Origin of the sequence: Citrobacter sp. Cpo089 (genome assembly GCF_030332695.1) — a bacterium.
GTDB classification, from domain to species: Bacteria; Pseudomonadota; Gammaproteobacteria; order Enterobacterales; family Enterobacteriaceae; genus Citrobacter; species Citrobacter portucalensis.
Genome location: NZ_JAOWHJ010000054.1, coordinates 114,446 through 135,470 on the forward strand (window position 1 = coordinate 114,446; position 21,025 = coordinate 135,470).

17 protein-coding genes and 2 pseudogenes are annotated in these 21,025 nt (G+C 53.4%); 14 read left to right on the forward strand and 5 right to left on the reverse strand.

Annotated features, from left to right (window positions below; all coding sequences use genetic code 11):
- Positions 1-98: 98 nt before the first annotated feature.
- Both nhaA and nhaR read left to right on the forward strand, forming a co-directional pair.
- Complete coding sequence (gene nhaA, locus OGX92_RS10530; RefSeq protein ID WP_003829733.1) at positions 99-1,265, forward strand: Na+/H+ antiporter NhaA; 1,167 nt, start codon at positions 99-101, stop codon at positions 1,263-1,265.
- Between the two features lie 38 nt (positions 1,266-1,303).
- Positions 1,304-2,203, forward strand: coding sequence for a transcriptional activator NhaR (gene nhaR / locus OGX92_RS10535; RefSeq protein ID WP_003829732.1), 900 nt, complete (start codon positions 1,304-1,306; stop codon positions 2,201-2,203).
- A gap of 58 nt (positions 2,204-2,261) precedes the next feature.
- Here nhaR and rpsT read toward each other — a convergent pair whose 3' ends face one another.
- A complete protein-coding gene (gene rpsT / locus OGX92_RS10540; RefSeq protein ID WP_003018940.1) occupies positions 2,262-2,525 on the reverse strand; it encodes a 30S ribosomal protein S20 in 264 nt (87 codons plus the stop codon).
- Positions 2,526-2,630: 105 nt separating this feature from the next.
- Between rpsT and OGX92_RS10545 the strand changes: the two are divergent.
- The 7 genes and pseudogenes from OGX92_RS10545 (at position 2,631) to rihC (ending at position 9,643) form a co-directional block, all read left to right on the forward strand.
- A pseudogene (locus tag OGX92_RS10545) lies at positions 2,631-2,846 on the forward strand (DUF2575 domain-containing protein).
- Positions 2,847-2,853: 7 nt separating this feature from the next.
- Positions 2,854-3,792: a bifunctional riboflavin kinase/FAD synthetase gene (gene ribF, locus OGX92_RS10550; protein WP_003829725.1), complete on the forward strand. Its 939-nt coding sequence runs from the start codon at positions 2,854-2,856 to the stop codon at positions 3,790-3,792.
- 37 nt (positions 3,793-3,829) lie between these two features.
- Positions 3,830-6,646: an isoleucine--tRNA ligase gene (gene ileS / locus OGX92_RS10555; RefSeq protein WP_003829724.1), complete on the forward strand. Its 2,817-nt coding sequence runs from the start codon at positions 3,830-3,832 to the stop codon at positions 6,644-6,646.
- Complete coding sequence (gene lspA, locus OGX92_RS10560; protein ID WP_003018932.1) at positions 6,646-7,143, forward strand: signal peptidase II; 498 nt, start codon at positions 6,646-6,648, stop codon at positions 7,141-7,143. The genes ileS and lspA overlap by 1 nt, the downstream gene beginning before the upstream one ends.
- Positions 7,144-7,260: 117 nt before the next feature.
- Complete coding sequence (gene fkpB / locus OGX92_RS10565) at positions 7,261-7,710, forward strand: FKBP-type peptidyl-prolyl cis-trans isomerase (RefSeq protein WP_191221847.1); 450 nt, start codon at positions 7,261-7,263, stop codon at positions 7,708-7,710.
- Position 7,711: 1 nt separating this feature from the next.
- On the forward strand, positions 7,712-8,662 hold the full coding sequence (ispH, locus tag OGX92_RS10570) for a 4-hydroxy-3-methylbut-2-enyl diphosphate reductase (protein ID WP_003018925.1): 951 nt from the start codon (positions 7,712-7,714) through the stop codon (positions 8,660-8,662).
- A gap of 66 nt (positions 8,663-8,728) precedes the next feature.
- Positions 8,729-9,643, forward strand: coding sequence for a ribonucleoside hydrolase RihC (rihC, locus tag OGX92_RS10575; protein WP_126319298.1), 915 nt, complete (start codon positions 8,729-8,731; stop codon positions 9,641-9,643).
- Here rihC and OGX92_RS10580 read toward each other — a convergent pair whose 3' ends face one another.
- Positions 9,644-10,552: a LysR family transcriptional regulator gene (locus tag OGX92_RS10580; RefSeq protein ID WP_126319296.1), complete on the reverse strand. Its 909-nt coding sequence runs from the start codon at positions 10,550-10,552 to the stop codon at positions 9,644-9,646. It abuts the gene before it with no gap.
- A gap of 92 nt (positions 10,553-10,644) precedes the next feature.
- Between OGX92_RS10580 and OGX92_RS10585 the strand changes: the two genes are divergently transcribed.
- The 5 genes from OGX92_RS10585 to caiF all read left to right on the forward strand — a co-directional run bounded on the left by OGX92_RS10585 (position 10,645) and on the right by caiF (position 17,886).
- Entirely contained in the window at positions 10,645-11,277 is a 633-nt protein-coding gene (locus OGX92_RS10585; protein ID WP_286586525.1) for an alanyl-tRNA editing protein, read from the forward strand.
- A gap of 268 nt (positions 11,278-11,545) precedes the next feature.
- Entirely contained in the window at positions 11,546-12,367 is an 822-nt protein-coding gene (gene dapB, locus OGX92_RS10590; protein WP_008786159.1) for a 4-hydroxy-tetrahydrodipicolinate reductase, read from the forward strand.
- A gap of 455 nt (positions 12,368-12,822) precedes the next feature.
- Positions 12,823-13,971 carry a glutamine-hydrolyzing carbamoyl-phosphate synthase small subunit gene (gene carA / locus OGX92_RS10595; protein ID WP_003829709.1) on the forward strand — a complete coding sequence of 383 codons (1,149 nt, stop codon included), beginning with the start codon at positions 12,823-12,825 and terminating at the stop codon, positions 13,969-13,971.
- Positions 13,972-13,988: 17 nt separating this feature from the next.
- Complete coding sequence (gene carB / locus OGX92_RS10600; RefSeq protein WP_286586526.1) at positions 13,989-17,213, forward strand: carbamoyl-phosphate synthase large subunit; 3,225 nt, start codon at positions 13,989-13,991, stop codon at positions 17,211-17,213.
- A gap of 277 nt (positions 17,214-17,490) precedes the next feature.
- On the forward strand, positions 17,491-17,886 hold the full coding sequence (caiF, locus tag OGX92_RS10605) for a carnitine metabolism transcriptional regulator CaiF (protein WP_003829705.1): 396 nt from the start codon (positions 17,491-17,493) through the stop codon (positions 17,884-17,886).
- A 76-nt stretch (positions 17,887-17,962) separates the two neighbouring features.
- Here caiF and caiE read toward each other — a convergent pair whose 3' ends face one another.
- From caiE to caiC, 3 genes and pseudogenes are all read right to left on the reverse strand, one after another.
- Entirely contained in the window at positions 17,963-18,559 is a 597-nt protein-coding gene (gene caiE, locus OGX92_RS10610; protein ID WP_286586527.1) for a carnitine operon protein CaiE, read from the reverse strand.
- A gap of 55 nt (positions 18,560-18,614) precedes the next feature.
- Positions 18,615-19,400 carry a crotonobetainyl-CoA hydratase gene (gene caiD, locus OGX92_RS10615; protein ID WP_286586528.1) on the reverse strand — a complete coding sequence of 262 codons (786 nt, stop codon included), beginning with the start codon at positions 19,398-19,400 and terminating at the stop codon, positions 18,615-18,617.
- 54 nt (positions 19,401-19,454) lie between these two features.
- Positions 19,455-21,008, reverse strand: a pseudogene (gene caiC, locus OGX92_RS10620) (crotonobetaine/carnitine-CoA ligase).
- Positions 21,009-21,025 lie beyond the last annotated feature (17 nt).

The following is a 21,025-nucleotide window of genomic DNA, read 5'->3' on the forward strand; positions in this document are numbered from 1 at the left end:
AAATCCGATCTATCCATAATGAATAATCTAATTTTAACGAGCTTTTTGAGGGTGTAAGATAGTATTTACGAAGTATTCACCTAATAGAGAGAATAAAAGTGAAACATCTGCATCGTTTTTTTAGTAGTGACGCCTCGGGGGGCATCATTCTGATCATCGCAGCCGTGGTCGCTATGCTGATGGCAAATATCGGGGTTACCAGTGGATGGTACCACGCCTTTTTGGAAACGCCCGTTCAACTGCGGGTTGGCGCGCTTGAGATCAACAAAAATATGCTGCTGTGGATCAACGACGCGTTGATGGCGGTGTTCTTCCTGTTGATTGGTCTGGAAGTAAAGCGCGAGTTAATGCAAGGTTCGCTGGCCAGTCTGCGTCAGGCGGCGTTCCCGATCATTGCTGCTATCGGGGGCATGATTGTCCCGGCGCTGCTGTACCTGGCATTCAACTATGCCGATCCCATCACCCGTGAAGGGTGGGCGATCCCGGCGGCAACGGATATCGCTTTTGCGTTAGGTGTGCTGGCGTTGTTGGGCAGTCGTGTACCACTGGCGTTGAAAATCTTCCTGATGGCGCTGGCGATTATTGATGACCTCGGCGCTATCGTCATCATCGCACTGTTCTATACCAGCGATCTCTCGCTGCTGTCGCTGGGCGTTGCCGCGTGCGCGATCCTCGTTCTGGCGGCATTGAATCTGTGCGGAGTGAGACGCACCGGTATTTATATTCTGGTCGGCGTAGTGCTGTGGACTGCCGTACTGAAGTCTGGCGTGCATGCAACACTGGCGGGCGTGATCGTGGGCTTCTTCATTCCATTGAAGGAAAAACACGGACGTTCACCGGCGAAGCGACTGGAGCATGTTCTGCATCCATGGGTGGCATACCTGATCCTGCCACTGTTTGCCTTCGCTAACGCAGGCGTTTCACTGCAGGGCGTCACTATTGATGGACTGACCTCGATATTACCGCTGGGGATCATTGCCGGCCTGTTGATCGGCAAACCGTTGGGTATCAGTCTGTTTTGCTGGCTGGCGTTACGCCTCAAGGTGGCGCAATTGCCGGAAGGAACGAATTTCCAGCAGATTATGGCGGTCGGTATTCTTTGCGGCATTGGCTTTACGATGTCGATTTTTATTGCCAGCCTGGCATTTGGCAACGTCGATCCTGAGCTGATTAACTGGGCAAAACTGGGGATCCTGATCGGCTCCTTGTTGTCGGCAGTGATAGGTTACTGCTGGTTACGTGCCCGGTTGAACGCATCAGCCTGACGGGATAACCCTTTCGTGACAATTTTCAGGGAGAGAGTATGTCTCATATAAATTACAACCATCTGTACTACTTTTGGCATGTCTATAAAGAAGGGTCAGTGGTTGGTGCAGCAGAAGCGCTTTATCTGACACCGCAGACCATTACCGGGCAGATTAAAGCGCTTGAGGAACGCTTACAGGGAAAATTGTTTAAGCGGAAGGGGCGTGGGCTGGAGCCCAGTGAGTTAGGCGAATTGGTTTTTCGTTACGCGGATAAGATGTTTACCTTAAGCCAGGAAATGCTGGATATCGTGAACTACCGCAAAGAGTCTAATTTGCTGTTCGATGTCGGCGTGGCGGATGCGCTATCGAAGCAGCTGGTCAGCAGCGTGCTGGATGCCGCTGTGGTTGAAGATGAACAAATCCATCTGCGTTGTTTTGAATCAACGCATGAGATGCTGTTGGATCAACTCAGCCAACATAAGCTGGATATGATCATCTCCGACTGCCCGATCGACTCTACGCAGCAGGAAGGGTTGTTCTCAGTGCGGATAGGCGAGTGCAGCGTGAGTTTTTGGTGCACCAAACCGCTGCCTGAAAAACCATTCCCGGCCTGCCTTGAGGAGCGTCGGTTGCTGATCCCAGGGCGCCGTTCGATGCTCGGACGTAAGCTGCTGAACTGGATCAACTCACAAGGATTGAATGTCGAAATCCTCGGTGAGTTTGATGACGCTGCCCTGATGAAAGCGTTTGGGGCAACGCATAATGCTATTTTTGTTGCACCTACGCTGTATTCGCACAATTTCTATGCCGATGATTCTATTGTTGAAATTGGCCGCGTAGAAAATGTGATGGAAGAGTATCACGCCATATTTGCGGAAAGGATGATCCAGCATCCGGCGGTGCAGCGTATCTGCAATGCGGACTACTCGGCGCTTTTTACGCCAACGAACAAATGACAGACATAAAAAAACCCGCTTGCGCGGGTTTTTTTACAAAGCGACAACAAGCAGGCGATTAAGCCAGTTTGTTGATCTGTGCAGTCAGGTTTGCTTTATGACGTGCAGCTTTGTTTTTGTGGATCAGACCTTTAGCAGCCTGACGGTCCACGATTGGTTGCATTTCGTTAAATGCTTTCAGTGCAGTAGCTTTGTCGCCAGCTTCGATAGCTGCGTATACTTTCTTGATGAAAGTACGCATCATAGAGCGACGGCTAGCGTTGTGCTTGCGGGCCTTTTCAGACTGAACGGCGCGCTTCTTAGCTGATTTGATATTAGCCAAGGTCCAACTCCCAAATGTGTTCTATATGGACAATTCAAAGGCCGAGGAATATGCCCTTTTAGCCTTCTTTTGTCAATGGATTTGTGCAAATAAGCGCCGTTTAAATTGCAGCACTCGTTGCGTAGTGATGGCGCAGGATTCTACCAGCTTGCGTGGCGTGAATACAGCTTTTCCACGAGAAAAATTGCATTGGCGTGCCCGTGAAGGTCTGCAATTTGTTTCATAACAATGAAAACAATCCTCTTTCTGTTTCGTAGAAACAATCGCCGGTTAACGTTGACCGCGGTACAGGGTATACTTTCACGATTTTCACTGTTTTGAGCCAGACATGAAGCTGATACGAGGCATACATAATCTCAGTCAGGCCCCGCATGGGTGTGTGCTGACTATTGGTAATTTCGACGGCGTGCACCGTGGTCACCGTGCGTTGCTGCAGGGTTTACGGGAAGAAGGGCGCAAACGCAATTTACCGGTGATGGTGATGATTTTCGAGCCGCAGCCGCTAGAGCTGTTTGCGACCGACAAGTCACCTGCGCGCCTCACTCGCCTGCGCGAAAAACTGCGTTATCTGGCGGAATGCGGCGTGGACTACGTGCTGTGCGTGCGTTTTGACAGGCGCTTTGCGGCATTAACGGCGCAGACCTTCATCAGCGATCTGCTGGTTAAGCGCCTTGGTGTACAATTTCTTGCCGTTGGTGATGATTTCCGCTTTGGCGCTAGCCGTGCGGGCGATTTCTTGTTATTACAGGAAGCGGGCGCTGAGTATGGTTTTGATATCACCAGCACCCAAACCTTCTGCGAAGGCGGTGTGCGCATTAGCAGCACCGCGGTACGTCAGGCGCTGGCAGAAGATAACCTGCAACTGGCCGAAAGCCTGCTTGGGCATCCTTTTACTATCTCAGGACGTGTCGTTCACGGTGATGAATTAGGGCGCACCATCGGTTTTCCGACGGCAAACTTACCGCTGCGTCGCCAGGTTTCTCCGGTGAAAGGGGTTTATGCAGTTGAAGTGATGGGACTGGGTGACAAACCGTTGCCCGGCGTCGCCAACATCGGCACCCGCCCGACGGTAGCAGGCGTACGCCAACAGTTGGAAGTGCATCTATTGGACGTTGTAATGGACCTGTATGGTCGCCATATAGATGTAGTACTGCGTAAAAAAATACGCAGCGAACAGCGATTTGCCTCGCTGGATGAGCTAAAAGCGCAGATTGCGCGTGATGAGTTGACTGCCCGTGAATTTTTTGGGCTAACAAAACCGGCTTAATGCCTATACGAGTTTTAAATACGGAACCGAGAATCTGATGAGTGACTATAAATCAACCCTGAATTTGCCGGAAACAGGGTTCCCGATGCGCGGCGATCTCGCCAAGCGCGAACCGGGAATGCTGGCGCGTTGGACTGATGATGACCTGTACGGCATCATTCGTGCGGCCAAAAAAGGCAAAAAAACCTTCATTCTGCATGATGGCCCTCCTTATGCGAATGGCAGCATTCATATTGGTCACTCGGTTAACAAGATTCTGAAAGACATTATCGTGAAGTCCAAAGGACTCACGGGTTATGACTCGCCTTACGTTCCGGGCTGGGACTGCCACGGTCTGCCGATCGAGCTGAAAGTAGAGCAGGAATACGGCAAACCGGGCGAGAAGTTTACCGCCGCTGAGTTCCGTGCCAAGTGCCGCGAATACGCAGCGACCCAGGTTGACGGTCAGCGTAAAGACTTTATCCGTCTTGGCGTACTGGGCGACTGGTCGCATCCGTACCTGACCATGGACTTCAAAACCGAAGCCAACATCATTCGTGCGCTGGGTAAAATCATCGGTAACGGTCACCTGCACAAAGGTGCGAAGCCGGTGCACTGGTGCGTTGACTGCCGTTCCGCGCTGGCGGAAGCGGAAGTTGAGTATTATGACAAAACCTCCCCGTCCATCGACGTAGCGTTCCACGCTGCCGATCAGGATGCGGTGAAAGCGAAATTTGGCGTTTCTGACGTCAACGGCCCGATCTCTCTGGTTATCTGGACCACTACCCCGTGGACGTTACCGGCGAACCGCGCAATCTCTCTGGCACCTGATTTTGACTATGCGCTGGTGCAGATTGACGGCCAGGCTGTGATTCTGGCGAAAGATCTGGTTGAAAGCGTTATGCAGCGTATTGGCGCGGCTGAATACACCATTCTCGGCACCGTTAAAGGCGCTGAGCTGGAACTGCTGCGCTTTACCCATCCGTTTATGGGCTTCGATGTACCGGCTATCCTTGGCGATCACGTTACGCTGGATGCGGGTACCGGTGCGGTTCATACCGCTGGCGGTCACGGTCCGGATGACTACGTCATCAGCCAGAAATACGGTCTGGAAATCGCTAACCCGGTTGGCCCGGACGGCGCATACCTGGCGGGTACCTATCCGGATCTGGACGGCGTGAACGTCTTTAAAGCCAACGACAAAATCGTTGCGCTGCTGAGCGAAAAAGGTGCGCTGCTGCACGTTGAGAAGATGCAGCACAGCTACCCATGCTGCTGGCGTCACAAGTCACCGATCATCTTCCGCGCGACCCCACAGTGGTTCGTCAGCATGGATCAAAAAGGCCTGCGCGCACAGTCTCTGAAAGAGATCAAAGGCGTGCAGTGGATCCCGGACTGGGGCCAGGCGCGTATTGAATCGATGGTTGCTAACCGTCCTGACTGGTGTATCTCCCGTCAGCGTACGTGGGGTGTGCCGATGTCTCTGTTTGTTCACAAAGACACCGAAGAGCTGCATCCGCGCGCTATCGAACTGATGGAAGAAGTGGCTAAACGCGTTGAAGTTGACGGCATCCAGGCGTGGTGGGATCTCGATCCGAAAGATATCCTCGGCGACGAAGCTGACCAGTATGTCAAAGTCCCGGATACGCTGGACGTGTGGTTCGACTCTGGTTCAACCCACTCCTCCGTCGTGGACGTGCGTCCTGAGTTTGCGGGCCATGCGGCAGATATGTATCTGGAAGGCTCTGACCAGCACCGTGGCTGGTTCATGTCATCTCTGATGATCTCCACCGCCATGAAAGGCAAAGCACCTTATCGCCAGGTACTGACCCACGGTTTCACCGTTGATGGTCAGGGCCGTAAGATGTCCAAGTCTATCGGTAACACCGTTTCTCCGCAGGATGTGATGAACAAACTGGGCGCGGATATTCTACGTCTGTGGGTGGCTTCAACCGACTATACCGGTGAAATGGCCGTTTCTGACGAAATTCTGAAACGTGCTGCCGACAGCTATCGTCGTATCCGTAACACCGCGCGCTTCCTGCTGGCGAACCTGAACGGGTTCGATCCGGTAAAAGACATGGTGAAACCGGAAGAGATGGTGGTTCTGGACAGGTGGGCGGTAGGTTGTGCGCAAGCGGCGCAGGACGAAATCCTGAAAGCCTATGAAGCCTATGACTTCCACGAGGTGGTACAGCGCCTGATGCGCTTCTGCTCCGTCGAAATGGGTTCGTTCTACCTCGACATCATCAAAGACCGTCAGTACACCGCGAAAGCGGACAGCGTGGCGCGTCGTAGCTGCCAGACTGCGCTGTTCCATATCGCTGAAGCGCTGGTTCGTTGGATGGCGCCGATCATGTCCTTCACCGCCGATGAAATCTGGGGCTACCTGCCGGGCGATCGTGAGAAGTATGTCTTTACCGGTGAATGGTACGAAGGTCTGTTTGGCTTAGGCGAAACCGAGGCGATGAACGATGCCTTCTGGGACGAGCTGCTGAAAGTGCGTGGCGAAGTGAACAAAGTCATCGAACAGGCACGTGCGGATAAGAAAGTCGGTGGTTCTCTGGAAGCGGCAGTGACCCTGTACGCTGAACCTGAGCTGGCGGCGAAACTGACCGCGCTGGGCGAAGAGTTGCGTTTTGTACTGCTGACCTCTGGTGCGACGGTTGCGGATTATGCAGCGGCTCCTGCTGATGCTCAGCAGAGCGAACTGCTCAAAGGTCTGAAAATCGTACTGAGCAAAGCCGAAGGTGAGAAATGCCCGCGCTGCTGGCATTACACTACCGACGTCGGCCAGGTGGCGGAACATGCAGATATCTGCGGACGCTGTGTCAGCAACATCGCCGGTGATGGCGAACAACGTAAGTTTGCCTGATGAGTAAGCCTCTTTGTTCAACAGGACTACGCTGGCTGTGGCTGGTGGTAGTCGTGCTGATTATCGATTTAGGCAGCAAATACCTGATCCTCCAGAACTTTGCTCTGGGGGATACGGTGTCGCTGTTTCCGTCGCTTAATCTGCACTACGCGCGTAACTACGGTGCGGCGTTTAGCTTCTTAGCCGACAGCGGCGGCTGGCAACGTTGGTTCTTTGCCGGCATCGCCATCGGTATTTGCGTCATCCTGATGGTGATGATGTATCGCTCGAAGGCGACGCAGAAGCTGAACAACATCGCGTATGCGTTAATCATTGGCGGTGCGCTGGGCAACTTGTTCGACCGCCTGTGGCACGGCTTCGTGGTTGATATGATTGACTTTTACGTCGGCGACTGGCATTTCGCGACCTTCAATCTGGCCGATACTGCTATCTGTATCGGCGCGGCATTGATTGTGCTCGAAGGCTTCCTGCCGTCGAAAGAGAAAAAAGCCGCATAAAAAAATGCCGGATGGCGCTATGCTAATCCGGCCTACAATATACTGCGATCCTTGTTTGCCCGGTAAGCGTAGCGCCACCGGGCAAACAGGCGGCAGCAATTTTAAAGAGCAACCTGCATGTCTAAATCAGTACAGAGTAACAGTGCGGTGCTGGTGCACTTCACCCTTAAGCTCGACGATGGCTCAACCGCAGAGTCAACCCGCAATAACGGCAAGCCTGCGCTGTTTCGCCTGGGTGACGGTTCTCTGTCTGAAGGACTGGAACAACACCTGCTGGGGCTAAAAGAAGGTGATAAAACCACTTTTGCTCTGGAACCGGATGCCGCCTTTGGCGTGTCAAGCCCGGACTTAATTCAGTATTTCTCGCGTCGGGAATTTATGGACGCGGGCGAGCCAGAAATTGGCGCTATCATGCTCTTTACCGCAATGGACGGCAGTGAGATGCCTGGTGTGATCCGCGAAATCAACGGTGACTCGATCACGGTTGATTTCAACCATCCGCTGGCCGGGCATACCGTTCATTTTGATATTGAAGTGCTGGACATCGAACCGGCACTGGAGGCGTAAAATGCAGATCCTGTTGGCCAACCCGCGCGGTTTTTGCGCTGGCGTAGACCGCGCTATCAGCATTGTGGAAAACGCGCTGGCTATTTATGGCGCGCCGATTTATGTCCGTCACGAGGTGGTGCATAACCGCTATGTGGTGGATAGCCTGCGCGAGCGCGGCGCTATTTTTATTGAGCAAATCAGCGAAGTGCCGGATGGCGCGATCCTGATTTTTTCCGCTCACGGCGTGTCTCAGGCGGTGCGTAACGAAGCCAAAGGCCGCGACCTCACGGTTTTTGATGCAACCTGTCCGTTGGTAACGAAAGTGCATATGGAAGTTGCCCGCGCCAGCCGTCGTGGTGAAGAATCCATTCTGATTGGTCACGCCGGGCACCCGGAAGTTGAAGGCACAATGGGTCAGTACAGCAACCCGCAAGGGGGAATGTATCTGGTTGAATCACCGGATGATGTGCTGAAACTCAATGTGAAAAATGAAGGAAAATTATCCTTCATGACACAGACAACGCTTTCCGTTGACGACACTTCTGACGTTATTGATGCGCTGCGTCAACGCTTCCCGAAAATTGTCGGGCCGCGCAAAGACGATATCTGTTATGCCACCACCAACCGTCAGGAAGCGGTTCGCGCGCTGGCGGAACAGGCTGATGTTGTGCTGGTGGTCGGCTCGAAGAACTCCTCTAACTCCAACCGTCTGGCTGAACTGGCCCAGCGCATGGGGAAAGCTGCGTATTTGATTGACGATGCGACCGACATCCAGGAAGCGTGGGTGAAAGAAGCGAAGTGTGTGGGCGTGACGGCCGGAGCCTCGGCGCCGGATATCCTGGTGCAAAATGTGATTGCTCGCCTGCAAGAGCTTGGCGGTGGGGAAGCGATCCCACTGGAAGGCCGCGAAGAGAACATCGTTTTCGAAGTGCCGAAAGAGCTGCGTGTGGATGTTCGTGAAGTAGAGTAAGTCTTTTCGGTTACGATTATGAGAAGATGCCAGACTTAACGTCTGGCATTTTTTTATGGAGAAACCATGCGCTTACCGATCATTCTTGATACCGATCCCGGCATTGATGATGCCGCCGCCATTGCCGCCGCGCTGTTTGCCCCTGAGCTGGATCTGCAACTGATGACCACGGTAGCAGGCAATGTTTCGGTGGAAAAAACCACCCGTAATGCGTTGCAGTTGCTGCACTTCTGGAATGCGGATGTTCCGCTGGCGCAGGGGGCATCAATGCCGCTGGTGCGGCCGCTGCGTGATGCCGCTTCCGTGCACGGCGAGTCCGGTATGGAAGGGTATGAATTTGTCGAACACGACCGCCAGGCGATGGCAAAACCCGCTTTCCAGGCGATTCGCGATGCGTTGATGCATGCCCCGCAGCCCGTGACGCTTGTAGCGATTGGCCCGCTGACCAACATTGCGCTGCTGCTGACTCATTATCCTGAATGCGTATTCAACATTCAGCGTCTGGTGATTATGGGCGGCTCTGCCGGGCGCGGGAACTTCACACCCAACGCCGAGTTTAATATTGCTATCGATCCCGAGGCCGCAGCGAAAGTCTTCCAGAGTGGACTGGAGATTGTGATGTGTGGGCTGGATGTTACTAATCAGGCTATGCTCGCCCCGGACTATCTGGCGACGCTCCCCCAGCTTAACCAGACGGGGAAAATGCTGCATGCGCTGTTTAGCCATTACCGTAGCGGCAGTATGAATACGGGGCTGCGAATGCACGATCTGTGCGCTATTGCCTGGCTGGTGCGCCCGGAACTGTTTACCCTGCAGTCGTGTTTCGTGGCGGTTGAAACCCAGGGCGAATATACCTCGGGTACGACGGTGGTGGACATCGAAGGGCGCCTGGGGCATCCGGCAAATGCGCAGGTTGCGCTGGGCCTGAACGTTGAAGGTTTCCAGCAGTGGGTGGCAGAGGTATTTGCCCGCGCGCTGTAATCAGGTGTTGTGCAACGGCACCTTCTCACTGAGATAATCAATCATCGCCCGCATTCTGGCGGGCATATGTTGATTGCGCGTCCATAGCAGCCACAGTTCCCCGCTGTAGTCGCTGATAAATTCCCATTCTGGCAGAACCTGGACAATCTCGCCATTGGCGAGTGCCTCGCTGGCGGTGAACAGTGGCAGGCTGCCGATTCCCAGATCCTTTTTTACCGCGTCCAGACGCACACCGGTGTGGTTGGCGGCGTAACGGCCATAAGTCTGAATGGTCTCCATGCGCTCACCGCGTCGAAACTTCCAACGTGAATCCGCAGGTGTCTCGCCAAGACTGATACAGCTATGCTCGCGCAGTGCCTGCGGATGCTCGGGCGTACCGTGCTTGCGTAAGTATTCGGGGGTTGCGCATATCACATGACTGACCGGCATCAGCGGTTTCCCGTACAGGCCCGGGGAGGGCGACTGGCTGATGCGCAGTGCAAGGTCGACGCCGTCGTCGATTAAATCCATATACCGGTCTTCCAGCCGAAGGCAGACGTCCACTTGCGGGTAGCGCGCAAAGAATTCGGCCATCAGCGGATGAATGACAAATCGCCCCACCGCTTTCGGCACGCTGAGGGTCAGTTGCCCTTGCGCGATGGTTTGTCGACTGCTGCCTGAGTCGACAGCCATTTGTGCCGCATGCAGCATTTCCTGCGCGTGTGCATACACAATTTTGCCCGTTTCGCTGAGCGCCAACTTGCGCGTCGTACGGTGCAGCAGCTTACTGCCCAACGCCTTCTCGAGACGTGAAGCGCTGCGGCTAATAGCGGAAGGCGTAGCACCCGAGGCTTTGGCGGCGGCGGAGAAGCTCCCTTGCTCGATAATCAACACAAAGGTGGCAAGGTCGGGAAGAAGGTTAGGATTCATTTGTGCGTACCAGGCAAAGATGCATTGAACCAGCGTAGGATTATCGCCGTCAGTAAAGTGAATATACTCTTCCCATCAAGAGGAGAGCAATCATGACTGAACGTCTTTATTACACCAGCGATAACACTGAAGGCCAGGCTAACTTACTGAGTTGCTCGGCTGAACCGGATGGACGGTACTCGGTGGTACTGGATAGAACCCTTTTTCACCCGCAGGGAGGCGGGCAGCCTGCGGATGCGGGCTGGATTGATGATGAGCGGGTTGAAACAGTCCTCGCGCGCGGTGACGATGTGGTGCACATCGTGGCAAAACCGCTCCTCCCCGGCATCGTGAACCTGCGTGTGGATGCCGCGCTGCGTCAACTGCACGCCCGCCTGCACTCGGCAGGACATCTTATCGGCCTGGCGGGTACAGCGTTCGGCTGGCTCCCGGTGAAAGCACACCATTGGCCCAATGAGGGGCGCATTACTTTCGCCGCCGGTGAAAACGGTACGTTACCGGATACGCTATCGCTGCAGGAGAAAATCAACGCCTGGCAGGCAGACAATCTCTCCAGACAAGTGACATTCACCGACGGGTTGCGGCAGGTTGGATTTGGTCATCTCCTCGCTTATCCTTGCGGAGGGACGCATGTTGCCCATCTCTCTGAGATTGGACCGGTGACGATTACTCAGGTGAAGATGAAAAAAGGGCAAATGATCGTCAACTACACGCTCGTGCCATAAAACCACACTCGCGAAAATATCTACGCAGACTGGCTGGTTTGTGCTCGTATTTCCGTCGTTTTCCCATCATTTTGCGCCATACTGAGTAAGTTTGACTTCTTTCCTGTGCTCCAGCAATGATTCATCCTGCGGGATGAATCATGTCTTTTACTGATATTCCCCTCTGTTTATCATTAAATTCTAATTATGGGTGTTTTCAGCTAGCGGCCTCCGGGCGCGCTGGTTACTCTGAAAACGGTTTACGCAATTTTTATAAAAGAGAATAGCTATGCATGAAGCACAAATCCGTGTCGCAATTGCCGGCGCCGGTGGCCGCATGGGACGGCAGTTAATCCAGGCCGCCATGGCGATGGAAGGTGTTCAATTGGGTGCCGCGTTAGAGCGCGAAGGCTCGTCCTTACTGGGAAGTGATGCCGGAGAATTAGCGGGGGCCGGAAAAACGGGCGTTACCGTGCAAAGCAGCCTTGACGCGGTGAAAGATGATTTCGATGTTTTCATCGATTTTACCCGTCCGGAAGGCACGCTGGCGCATCTGGCGTTTTGTCGTCAGCACGGTAAAGGGATGGTGATTGGCACCACCGGCTTTGACGATGCCGGTAAACAGGCTATTCGTGATGCCGCGCAGGAGATTGCGATCGTTTTCGCCGCGAACTTTAGCGTCGGCGTGAACGTTATGCTTAAGCTGCTGGAGAAGGCGGCGAAAGTGATGGGCGATTACACCGATATTGAGATTATTGAAGCTCACCACCGCCATAAAGTTGATGCGCCGTCAGGCACTGCGCTGGCGATGGGCGAGGCGATTGCCGGGGCGCTGGATAAAGATTTAAAAGAGTGTGCCGTCTATTCGCGTGAGGGTTACACCGGCGAGCGCGTACCGGGCACGATCGGTTTTGCCACGGTGCGGGCGGGGGATATCGTCGGTGAGCACACCGCGATGTTTGCTGATATTGGCGAGCGTATTGAGATCACGCATAAAGCGTCCAGCCGCATGACTTTTGCCAATGGCGCAGTGCGTTCGGCAATTTGGCTAAAATCAAAGTCAAATGGTCTTTTTGATATGAAAGATGTGCTTGATTTACGCAGTTTATAGCTTTAATTACCCTTCGTGATGTGGTTATTGTAATCATAATTGTTTGATTACATAGGGCAATATTTTATTGCCCTTTTATTTTTAGCTTCTTAATGTGTTTTTTCTTTTTATTGGTTATTTTTCCGTATTTTGTTGGGTGATTCTGTTATCTCAATGTAAATTTTGACCGAATGGTCCACTTTTTTCTCTCCCGCATTCTGTTTTTACACTCTTTGCCTGCCGCAAGCGTTTTCCACCCCGAGTTAGCTGATCTTTTTGCCTGTTAAATCGTGTGATTTATCCCAGTGGCGCAAAATAATAATAAAAATTGCCCTTTTGGGTAGACTTTTACGTGGGCTATCTCTAGAATGCCGCCGTTTGCCAGAAATCCATAGGTAAGCAAATTTGCATTGATTCATGAGGTGTTAATGAATTAATATGCAAATAAAGTGAGTGAATATTCTCTGGAGGGTGTTTTGATTAAGTCAGCGCTATTGGTTCTGGAAGACGGAACCCAGTTTCACGGTCGGGCCATAGGGGCAACAGGTTCGGCGGTTGGGGAAGTCGTTTTCAATACTTCAATGACCGGTTATCAAGAAATCCTCACTGATCCTTCCTATTCCCGCCAAATCGTCACTCTTACTTATCCTCATATCGGTAATGTCGGCACCAATGAAGCCGATGCAGAATCTTCTCAGGTACATGCGCAAGGCCTGGTCATCCGCGACCTGCCGCTGATTGCCAGCAACTTCCGCGATACTGAAGACCTCTCTTCTTACCTCAAGCGCCATAACATTGTGGCGATTGCTGATATCGATACCCGTAAGCTGACGCGTTTGCTGCGTGAAAAGGGCGCACAGAACGGCTGCATCATCGCGGGAGATAACCCGGATGCGGCGCTGGCACTGGAAAAAGCAAAAGCTTTCCCAGGCCTGAACGGTATGGATCTGGCGAAAGAAGTGACCACCGCGGAGCCTTATAGTTGGACGCAGGGGAGCTGGACGCTAGCCGGTGACCTGCCGGAAGCGAAATCTGCCGATGAAATGCCGTTCCACGTTGTGGCTTACGATTTCGGCGCCAAACGTAACATTCTGCGTATGTTAGCGGACCGCGGCTGCCGCCTGACGGTTGTACCGGCGAAAACCTCAGCAGAAGACGTTCTGAAGATGAATCCGGACGGTATTTTCCTGTCCAACGGCCCTGGCGACCCGGCGCCGTGCGACTACGCGATTACCGCGATTCAGAAATTCCTCGAAACCGATATTCCGGTATTTGGCATCTGCCTCGGCCATCAGCTGCTGGCGCTGGCGAGCGGCGCGAAGACCATTAAGATGAAGTTTGGCCACCACGGCGGCAACCATCCGGTAAAAGATATTGATAACAATACCGTGATGATCACCGCACAGAACCACGGTTTTGCTGTAGATGAAGCCTCCATGCCTGCCAACCTGCGCGTGACCCACAAGTCACTGTTCGACGGCACCTTGCAGGGGATTCATCGTACCGATAAACCGGCGTTTAGCTTCCAGGGGCACCCTGAAGCGAGTCCGGGTCCGCACGACGCTGCACCGTTGTTCGACCACTTTATCGAGTTAATTGAGCAATACCGTCAGTCCGCGAAATAATCAGGAGTAAAAGAGCCATGCCAAAACGTACAGACATAAAAAGTATCCTGATTCTGGGCGCGGGTCCGATTGTTATCGGTCAGGCGTGTGAGTTTGACTATTCCGGCGCGCAGGCGTGTAAAGCCCTGCGTGAAGAGGGTTACCGCGTTATTCTGGTGAACTCCAACCCGGCAACCATCATGACCGACCCGGAAATGGCCGATGCCACTTACATCGAGCCGATTCACTGGGAAGTGGTACGCAAAATTATTGAGAAAGAACGCCCGGATGCGGTGCTGCCAACCATGGGCGGTCAGACAGCGCTGAACTGTGCGCTGGAACTGGAACGCCAGGGCGTACTGGCTGAGTTCGGCGTGACCATGATTGGCGCAACGGCGGATGCCATTGATAAAGCGGAAGACCGTCGTCGCTTCGATATCGCGATGAAGAAGATTGGTCTCGACACCGCACGTTCAGGCATCGCTCACACCATGGAAGAAGCGCTGGCGGTTGCCGCTGACGTTGGCTTCCCGTGCATTATCCGCCCTAGCTTCACCATGGGCGGCACCGGTGGCGGTATCGCCTACAACCGCGAAGAGTTCGAAGAAATCTGCGAACGCGGTCTGGATCTTTCCCCAACCAACGAGCTGCTGATTGATGAATCACTGATTGGCTGGAAAGAGTACGAGATGGAAGTGGTGCGTGATAAAAACGACAACTGCATCATCGTCTGCTCCATCGAAAACTTCGATGCGATGGGCATCCATACCGGTGACTCCATCACCGTAGCACCTGCCCAGACGCTGACCGACAAAGAATATCAAATCATGCGTAACGCCTCGATGGCGGTACTGCGTGAAATCGGCGTAGAAACCGGCGGCTCTAACGTCCAGTTTGCGGTAAACCCGAAAAACGGTCGCCTGATTGTCATCGAGATGAACCCGCGCGTATCCCGCTCCTCGGCGCTGGCGTCCAAAGCTACCGGCTTCCCGATTGCGAAAGTCGCCGCCAAGCTGGCCGTAGGTTACACCCTCGACGAACTGATGAACGACATCACCGGTGGCCGTACTCCGGCCTCGTTTGAACCGTCCATCGACTACGTTGTGACGAAAATACCACGCTTCAACTTCGAGAAATTCGTTGGTGCTAACGACCGCCTGACCACGCAGATGAAATCTGTCGGTGAAGTGATGGCGATTGGCCGTACCCAGCAGGAATCGCTGCAGAAAGCGCTGCGCGGTCTGGAAGTGGGCGCGACCGGCTTCGACCCGAAAGTAAGCCTGGACGACCCGGAAGCACTGACTAAAATCCGTCGTGAGCTGAAAGACGCTGGCGCTGAGCGTATCTGGTACATCGCCGATGCCTTCCGTGCTGGCCTGTCCGTCGATGGCGTGTTCAACCTGACCAACATCGACCGCTGGTTCCTGGTGCAGATTGAAGAGCTGGTACGTCTGGAAGAAAAAGTCACCGACCTTGGCATCAACGGCCTCGACGCTGACTTCCTGCGCGTACTGAAGCGTAAAGGCTTCGCCGATGCGCGTCTGGCGAAACTGGCCGGCGTTCGCGAAGCGGAAATCCGTAAACTGCGCGACCAGTACAATCTGCACCCGGTCTACAAACGCGTGGATACCTGTGCGGCAGAATTTGCCACCGACACCGCTTACATGTACTCCACCTATGAAGATGAGTGCGAAGCGAACCCGTCCGTTGACCGCGATAAAATCATGGTGCTGGGCGGTGGTCCAAACCGTATCGGTCAGGGCATTGAGTTTGACTACTGCTGTGTACACGCCTCGCTGGCGCTGCGTGAAGACGGTTATGAGACCATCATGGTCAACTGTAACCCGGAAACCGTTTCAACTGATTACGACACCTCTGACCGCCTGTACTTCGAGCCGGTCACGCTGGAAGACGTACTGGAAATCGTGCGTATCGAGAAGCCGAAAGGCGTCATCGTACAGTACGGCGGACAGACCCCGCTGAAGCTGGCGCGTGCGCTGGAAGCGGCAGGTGTACCGGTTATCGGTACCAGCCCGGATGCCATCGACCGCGCCGAAGACCGCGAGCGTTTCCAGCAGGCGGTTGACCGTCTGAAGCTGAAACAACCGGCGAACGCTACCGTAACGGCTATCGAACAGGCTGTTGAGAAGGCGAAAGAGATTGGCTACCCGCTGGTAGTGCGTCCGTCGTATGTTCTCGGTGGTCGCGCGATGGAAATCGTCTACGACGAAGCCGACCTGCGTCGCTACTTCCAGACCGCAGTCAGCGTTTCTAACGATGCGCCGGTACTGCTGGACCGTTTCCTTGATGACGCGGTTGAAGTGGACGTGGACGCTATCTGCGACGGTGAAATGGTGCTGATTGGCGGCATCATGGAGCATATCGAACAGGCGGGCGTACACTCCGGTGACTCCGCATGTTCTCTGCCTGCGTACACCCTGAGCCAGGAAATTCAGGATGTGATGCGCCAACAGGTGCAGAAACTGGCCTTCGAACTGCAGGTTCGCGGTCTGATGAACGTCCAGTTTGCGGTGAAGAATAACGAAGTTTACCTGATTGAAGTGAACCCGCGTGCGGCACGTACCGTTCCGTTCGTCTCCAAGGCAACTGGTGTACCGCTGGCGAAAGTCGCGGCGCGCGTGATGGCCGGGAAAACGCTGGCACAGCAGGGCGTAACCAAAGAAGTAATCCCTCCGTACTACTCGGTAAAAGAAGTGGTGCTGCCGTTCAACAAATTCCCGGGCGTTGACCCGCTGTTAGGGCCAGAAATGCGCTCTACCGGGGAAGTGATGGGCGTGGGCCGTACCTTCGCGGAAGCGTTCGCCAAGGCACAGTTGGGCAGCAACTCCACCATGAAAAAACAGGGTCGTGCGCTGCTCTCCGTTCGCGAAGGCGATAAAGAGCGCGTGGTGGACCTGGCAGCGAAACTGCTGAAGTTTGGCTTCGAGCTGGATGCGACGCACGGGACCGCGATTGTGCTGGGTGAAGCGGGTATCAATCCACGTCTGGTGAACAAGGTGCATGAAGGTCGTCCGCACATTCAGGACCGTATCAAGAATGGCGAGTACACCTATATCATCAACACCACCGAAGGTCGTCAGGCGATTGAAGACTCCAAGCTGATTCGCCGCAGCGCGCTGCAGTACAAAGTGCATTATGACACTACGCTGAACGGCGGTTTCGCCACAGCGATGGCGTTGAATGCCGATGCCACCGAGAAGGTAACATCGGTGCAGGAAATGCACGCGCAGATCAAAAAGTAATAAACAAAAGGTCCGGTGAATATTGCTCTAACCAGACCTGTAATATAATTTTGAAAGGGTTTCTGTAAAGAAACCCTTTTTTTGTCTTGCGTAAGGTCATTCCTGGACAAGTCCGTTTCCGTAACCACATTTTCAATGTAATAAGCACGATATTGCTCACACTAATCAACATTCAAGTCGCATACTATCCTTTATATCCACAATTTTAATATGGCTTAGTTTTTATTAATTTGGACAGGCCGTAGCCAGATTTTTAATTTGTGAAAATGGTGTGCTTATGTGTGAAAAATATGTTGAAAGACCGCTTTATTTGTTAATTGCTGACTGGATGATGGCCGAGGATCGTTGGATCACCGCAAAGGAAATTTCCCGCCATTTTGATATCGAGCACTGCAAAGCAATTAATACGCTCTCTTATATTCTGTCGGAAGTGGGAGAAATTGTTTGTGAAGTTAAGATGATCCCTAATCAGATTGCCGGTCGGGGTTGTCAGTGCCAGCGTCTGGTGAAAGTCGTGAGTATTGACTCTCATCTCTACAGCCGACTGAATCACAATTTGCAGGAGAAAAAGGTGAGCATGGCGAAAACGCCACGCCTGTCTGCCGTTCCTCCAACAGAGCTCAACCGTGAGCAGAAATGGCAGATGATGCTCTCCAAGAGTATGCGTCGCTAATAATCAGTTTGCCTGATGGCGGCATAAACGGTGATTGATGCGTAGGCCGGATAAGCGTGAGCGCATCCGGCATCAATTACTGTGCTGATTTGGGTTTTACGTCCGTTGTGCCTTTCAGGCGTGGCCGGTTTTCTTCGACCCGCGTTAAGGGCAGTGTTTCGTGTAGACCTGTGTGGCAGCGGATTGCAAGATCCTGATACTCTTTGGTGTTTAGCCGTTTCCAGTGCAGTTCCTGGTCCGTGACTTCACGCAATACGCGAGCGGGTGAGCCAACCAGCATCTGCCTTGCCTCTCCCTGAAATCCGGCTTTGACAAAGCTCATGGCGGCGACAATGCTCTCTTCGCCAATCACTGCGCCGTCTATAATGACGCTGTTCATGCCGATCAGCGCATCTCTGCCCACCACGCAACCGTGCAGGATTGCGCCATGGCCGATGTGTCCGTTCTCATGCACAATGGTATCGGTGTCACAGTAGCCGTGCATGATGCAGCCATCCTGCAAATTAGAACCAGCCTCCAGGATCAAGCGACCATAGTCACCGCGCAATGACGCGTGGGGGCCAATATAAACTCCGGCACCCACTATGACATCGCCAATCAGCACGGTGCTGGGATGGACAAAGGCATCCGGATGTACCACCGGAATCAGGCCCTCAAAGGCGTAGTAGCTCATCGTTTTATCTCGGTTTTATTGCCGGATCAGCGAATCGCTATCCGGCATCGGCTCATTAACGACCTTTCCACACCGGGTCGCGTTTTTCGGCAAACGCCTGCGGACCTTCAAGCGCATCTTCCGAATGCAGTACAGATGGATAGTGCTTCAGCACGCCGCTGCGGATGTAGCGGTAGCCTTCTTCCACCGGCATTTCGCTGGTGGTGCGGTAAATCTCTTTCAGTGCGGCGATCGCGAGCGGGGCGCTATTCACCAACTGCTGCGCCAGTTCACGCGCGCTATCCATCAGTTCGCTCTGGCTGACAACGCGGTTGACGATGCCCCAGCGCAGCGCTTCTTCGGCGCTCATTCGTCTGCCGGTCATCACCATTTCGTTGACGATTGCCGGTGGCAGCAGCTTAGGCAGACGCAGTACGCCACCGCTGTCTGGCACGATCCCGAGCTTGGCTTCCGGTAGTGCGAAGCTGGCGTTATCCGCGCAGACGATAAAATCCGCTGCCAGCGCCAATTCAAAACCACCGCCAAACGCATAGCCGTTTACCGCAGCGATGACCGGTTTATCGAGGTCGAAAATTTCGGTTAAACCGGCAAAGCCACCTGGGCCAAAATCGGCATCCGGCGCTTCACCTTCAGCCGCCGCTTTTAAGTCCCAGCCCGCAGAAAAGAATTTCTCACCGTCGCCGGTGATAATCGCTACGCGTAATTCCGGGTCGTCACGAAAATTAAGAAACGCTTCACCCATGGCAAAGCTGGTTTTGGCGTCAATGGCATTGGCTTTAGGTCGGTCGAGGGTAATTTCCAGGATCGGGCCGTTACGGGTCAGATGTAATGATTCACTCATAGTTCATCTCCAGATAAATAGATTTCCCGGCAGGAGGAGTTCCTGTCGGAAGGGTTATTTCAGATTTTTTTTGATTATTTTTCCTGAACAATTGCGCGGCAGGTCGGCTCTTATCTCCATAAAAGAGGGAACCTTGAATTTCGCCATATTGTTTTCGCAGAAGCTGAAGAACTCGGCTTCGCTTAATGTTTCACCTTCATTAAGGACGATAAACGCTTTAATGGCTTCATCACGGATTGAATCTTTAATACCGACAACCACAATGTCCTGAATTTTCGGATGCGCAGAAATAATATTTTCCAACTCGACGCAGGAGACATTTTCCCCGCCGCGTTTAATCATGTTGCAGCGTCTGTCGACGAAATAAAAATAGCCATCCTCATCCTGATAGCCCGAATCACCGGTATGTAACCAGCCCCCGGGCTCCAGCGCTTTGGCGGTAGCCTCCGGCTGCGCGTAGTACTCTTTGAAGATGGTTTTGCCCGGCACGCCTTTAATACAGATTTCGCCAATTTCTCCGGCGGGCAGGGGACGGTTGTGATCGTCACGGATTTCGGCTTCATAGCTAAATCCCACGCGGCCAATGGAGGGCCAGCGTCGTTTGTCTCCGGGACGGTCGCCGATAATACCGACGATGGTTTCAGTCATACCGTAGGAGGTCAGCAGCCTGACGCCAAAGCGTTCGGTAAAATCGTCTTTTTCCTGCTCGGATAAATTGAGATAGAACATCACTTCGCGCAGGTGATGCTGTTTGTCGGTTGGTGCAGCGGGCTGCACCATTAGCGTTCTGATCATCATCGGAATGCATTCGGTAACTGTCGCCTTATATCTATGCACCTGATTCCAGAACGCCCTGGCACTCTACTTCTCTAGCAGCACAAAGGTGCTGCCTGCGGAGAATGCGGGCATTGCGGCGGTACACTGACAGTCGATATGAAAAGCGGGCATCACCGTCATGTAGACGTCATCATTACGCAGAGCAATTTGCCAGGCAGAGTAATAGCCCGCAAAACGCAGGTTGTAGTGGGTAATTACCACCCCTTTAGGTCGAGAGGTGGTGCCTGAGGTAAACAGAATTTCCGCCGTATCGTCAGTGGATAACGCAGGTGTATAGCACAGCGTGGCGGACTGGCGGGATTGCAGTTGGGTAAAGTGACTCACGCCGTCGTCAGCCGGAAGCTGTTCGCCAATCAGACAGATATGATTAAGCGGGGTGCTATTTTCCAGCCGTATCTGGCGGTACATAGGATAAAACTGGGCGCTGGTGACCAGCAGACTTACCTGGCTGTTTTGCAGGATCCAGGCACTTTCTTCACCCAGCAAGCGGGCATTAATCGGTACCATGATGGCGCCAATTTTTGCCAGCCCAAACCAGCAAAAAATGAATTCCGGACAGTTATCCAGATGCAATGCGACCTTATCGCTCTTGCGGATCCCTAAGGAATGGAACAGGTTTGCGGTGCGGTTAATCTCTTCATTGAGCGAGGCATAGCTAAACTGCCGAACGACTCCTTCGCAGGATTCGAAAATTAACGCCGTTTTATCTCCGTACACCCCGGCCAGGTCGTCCCACATCTGACGTAAGTTTTGTCCGCCAACGATATCCATATTGCTTTATCCACTGA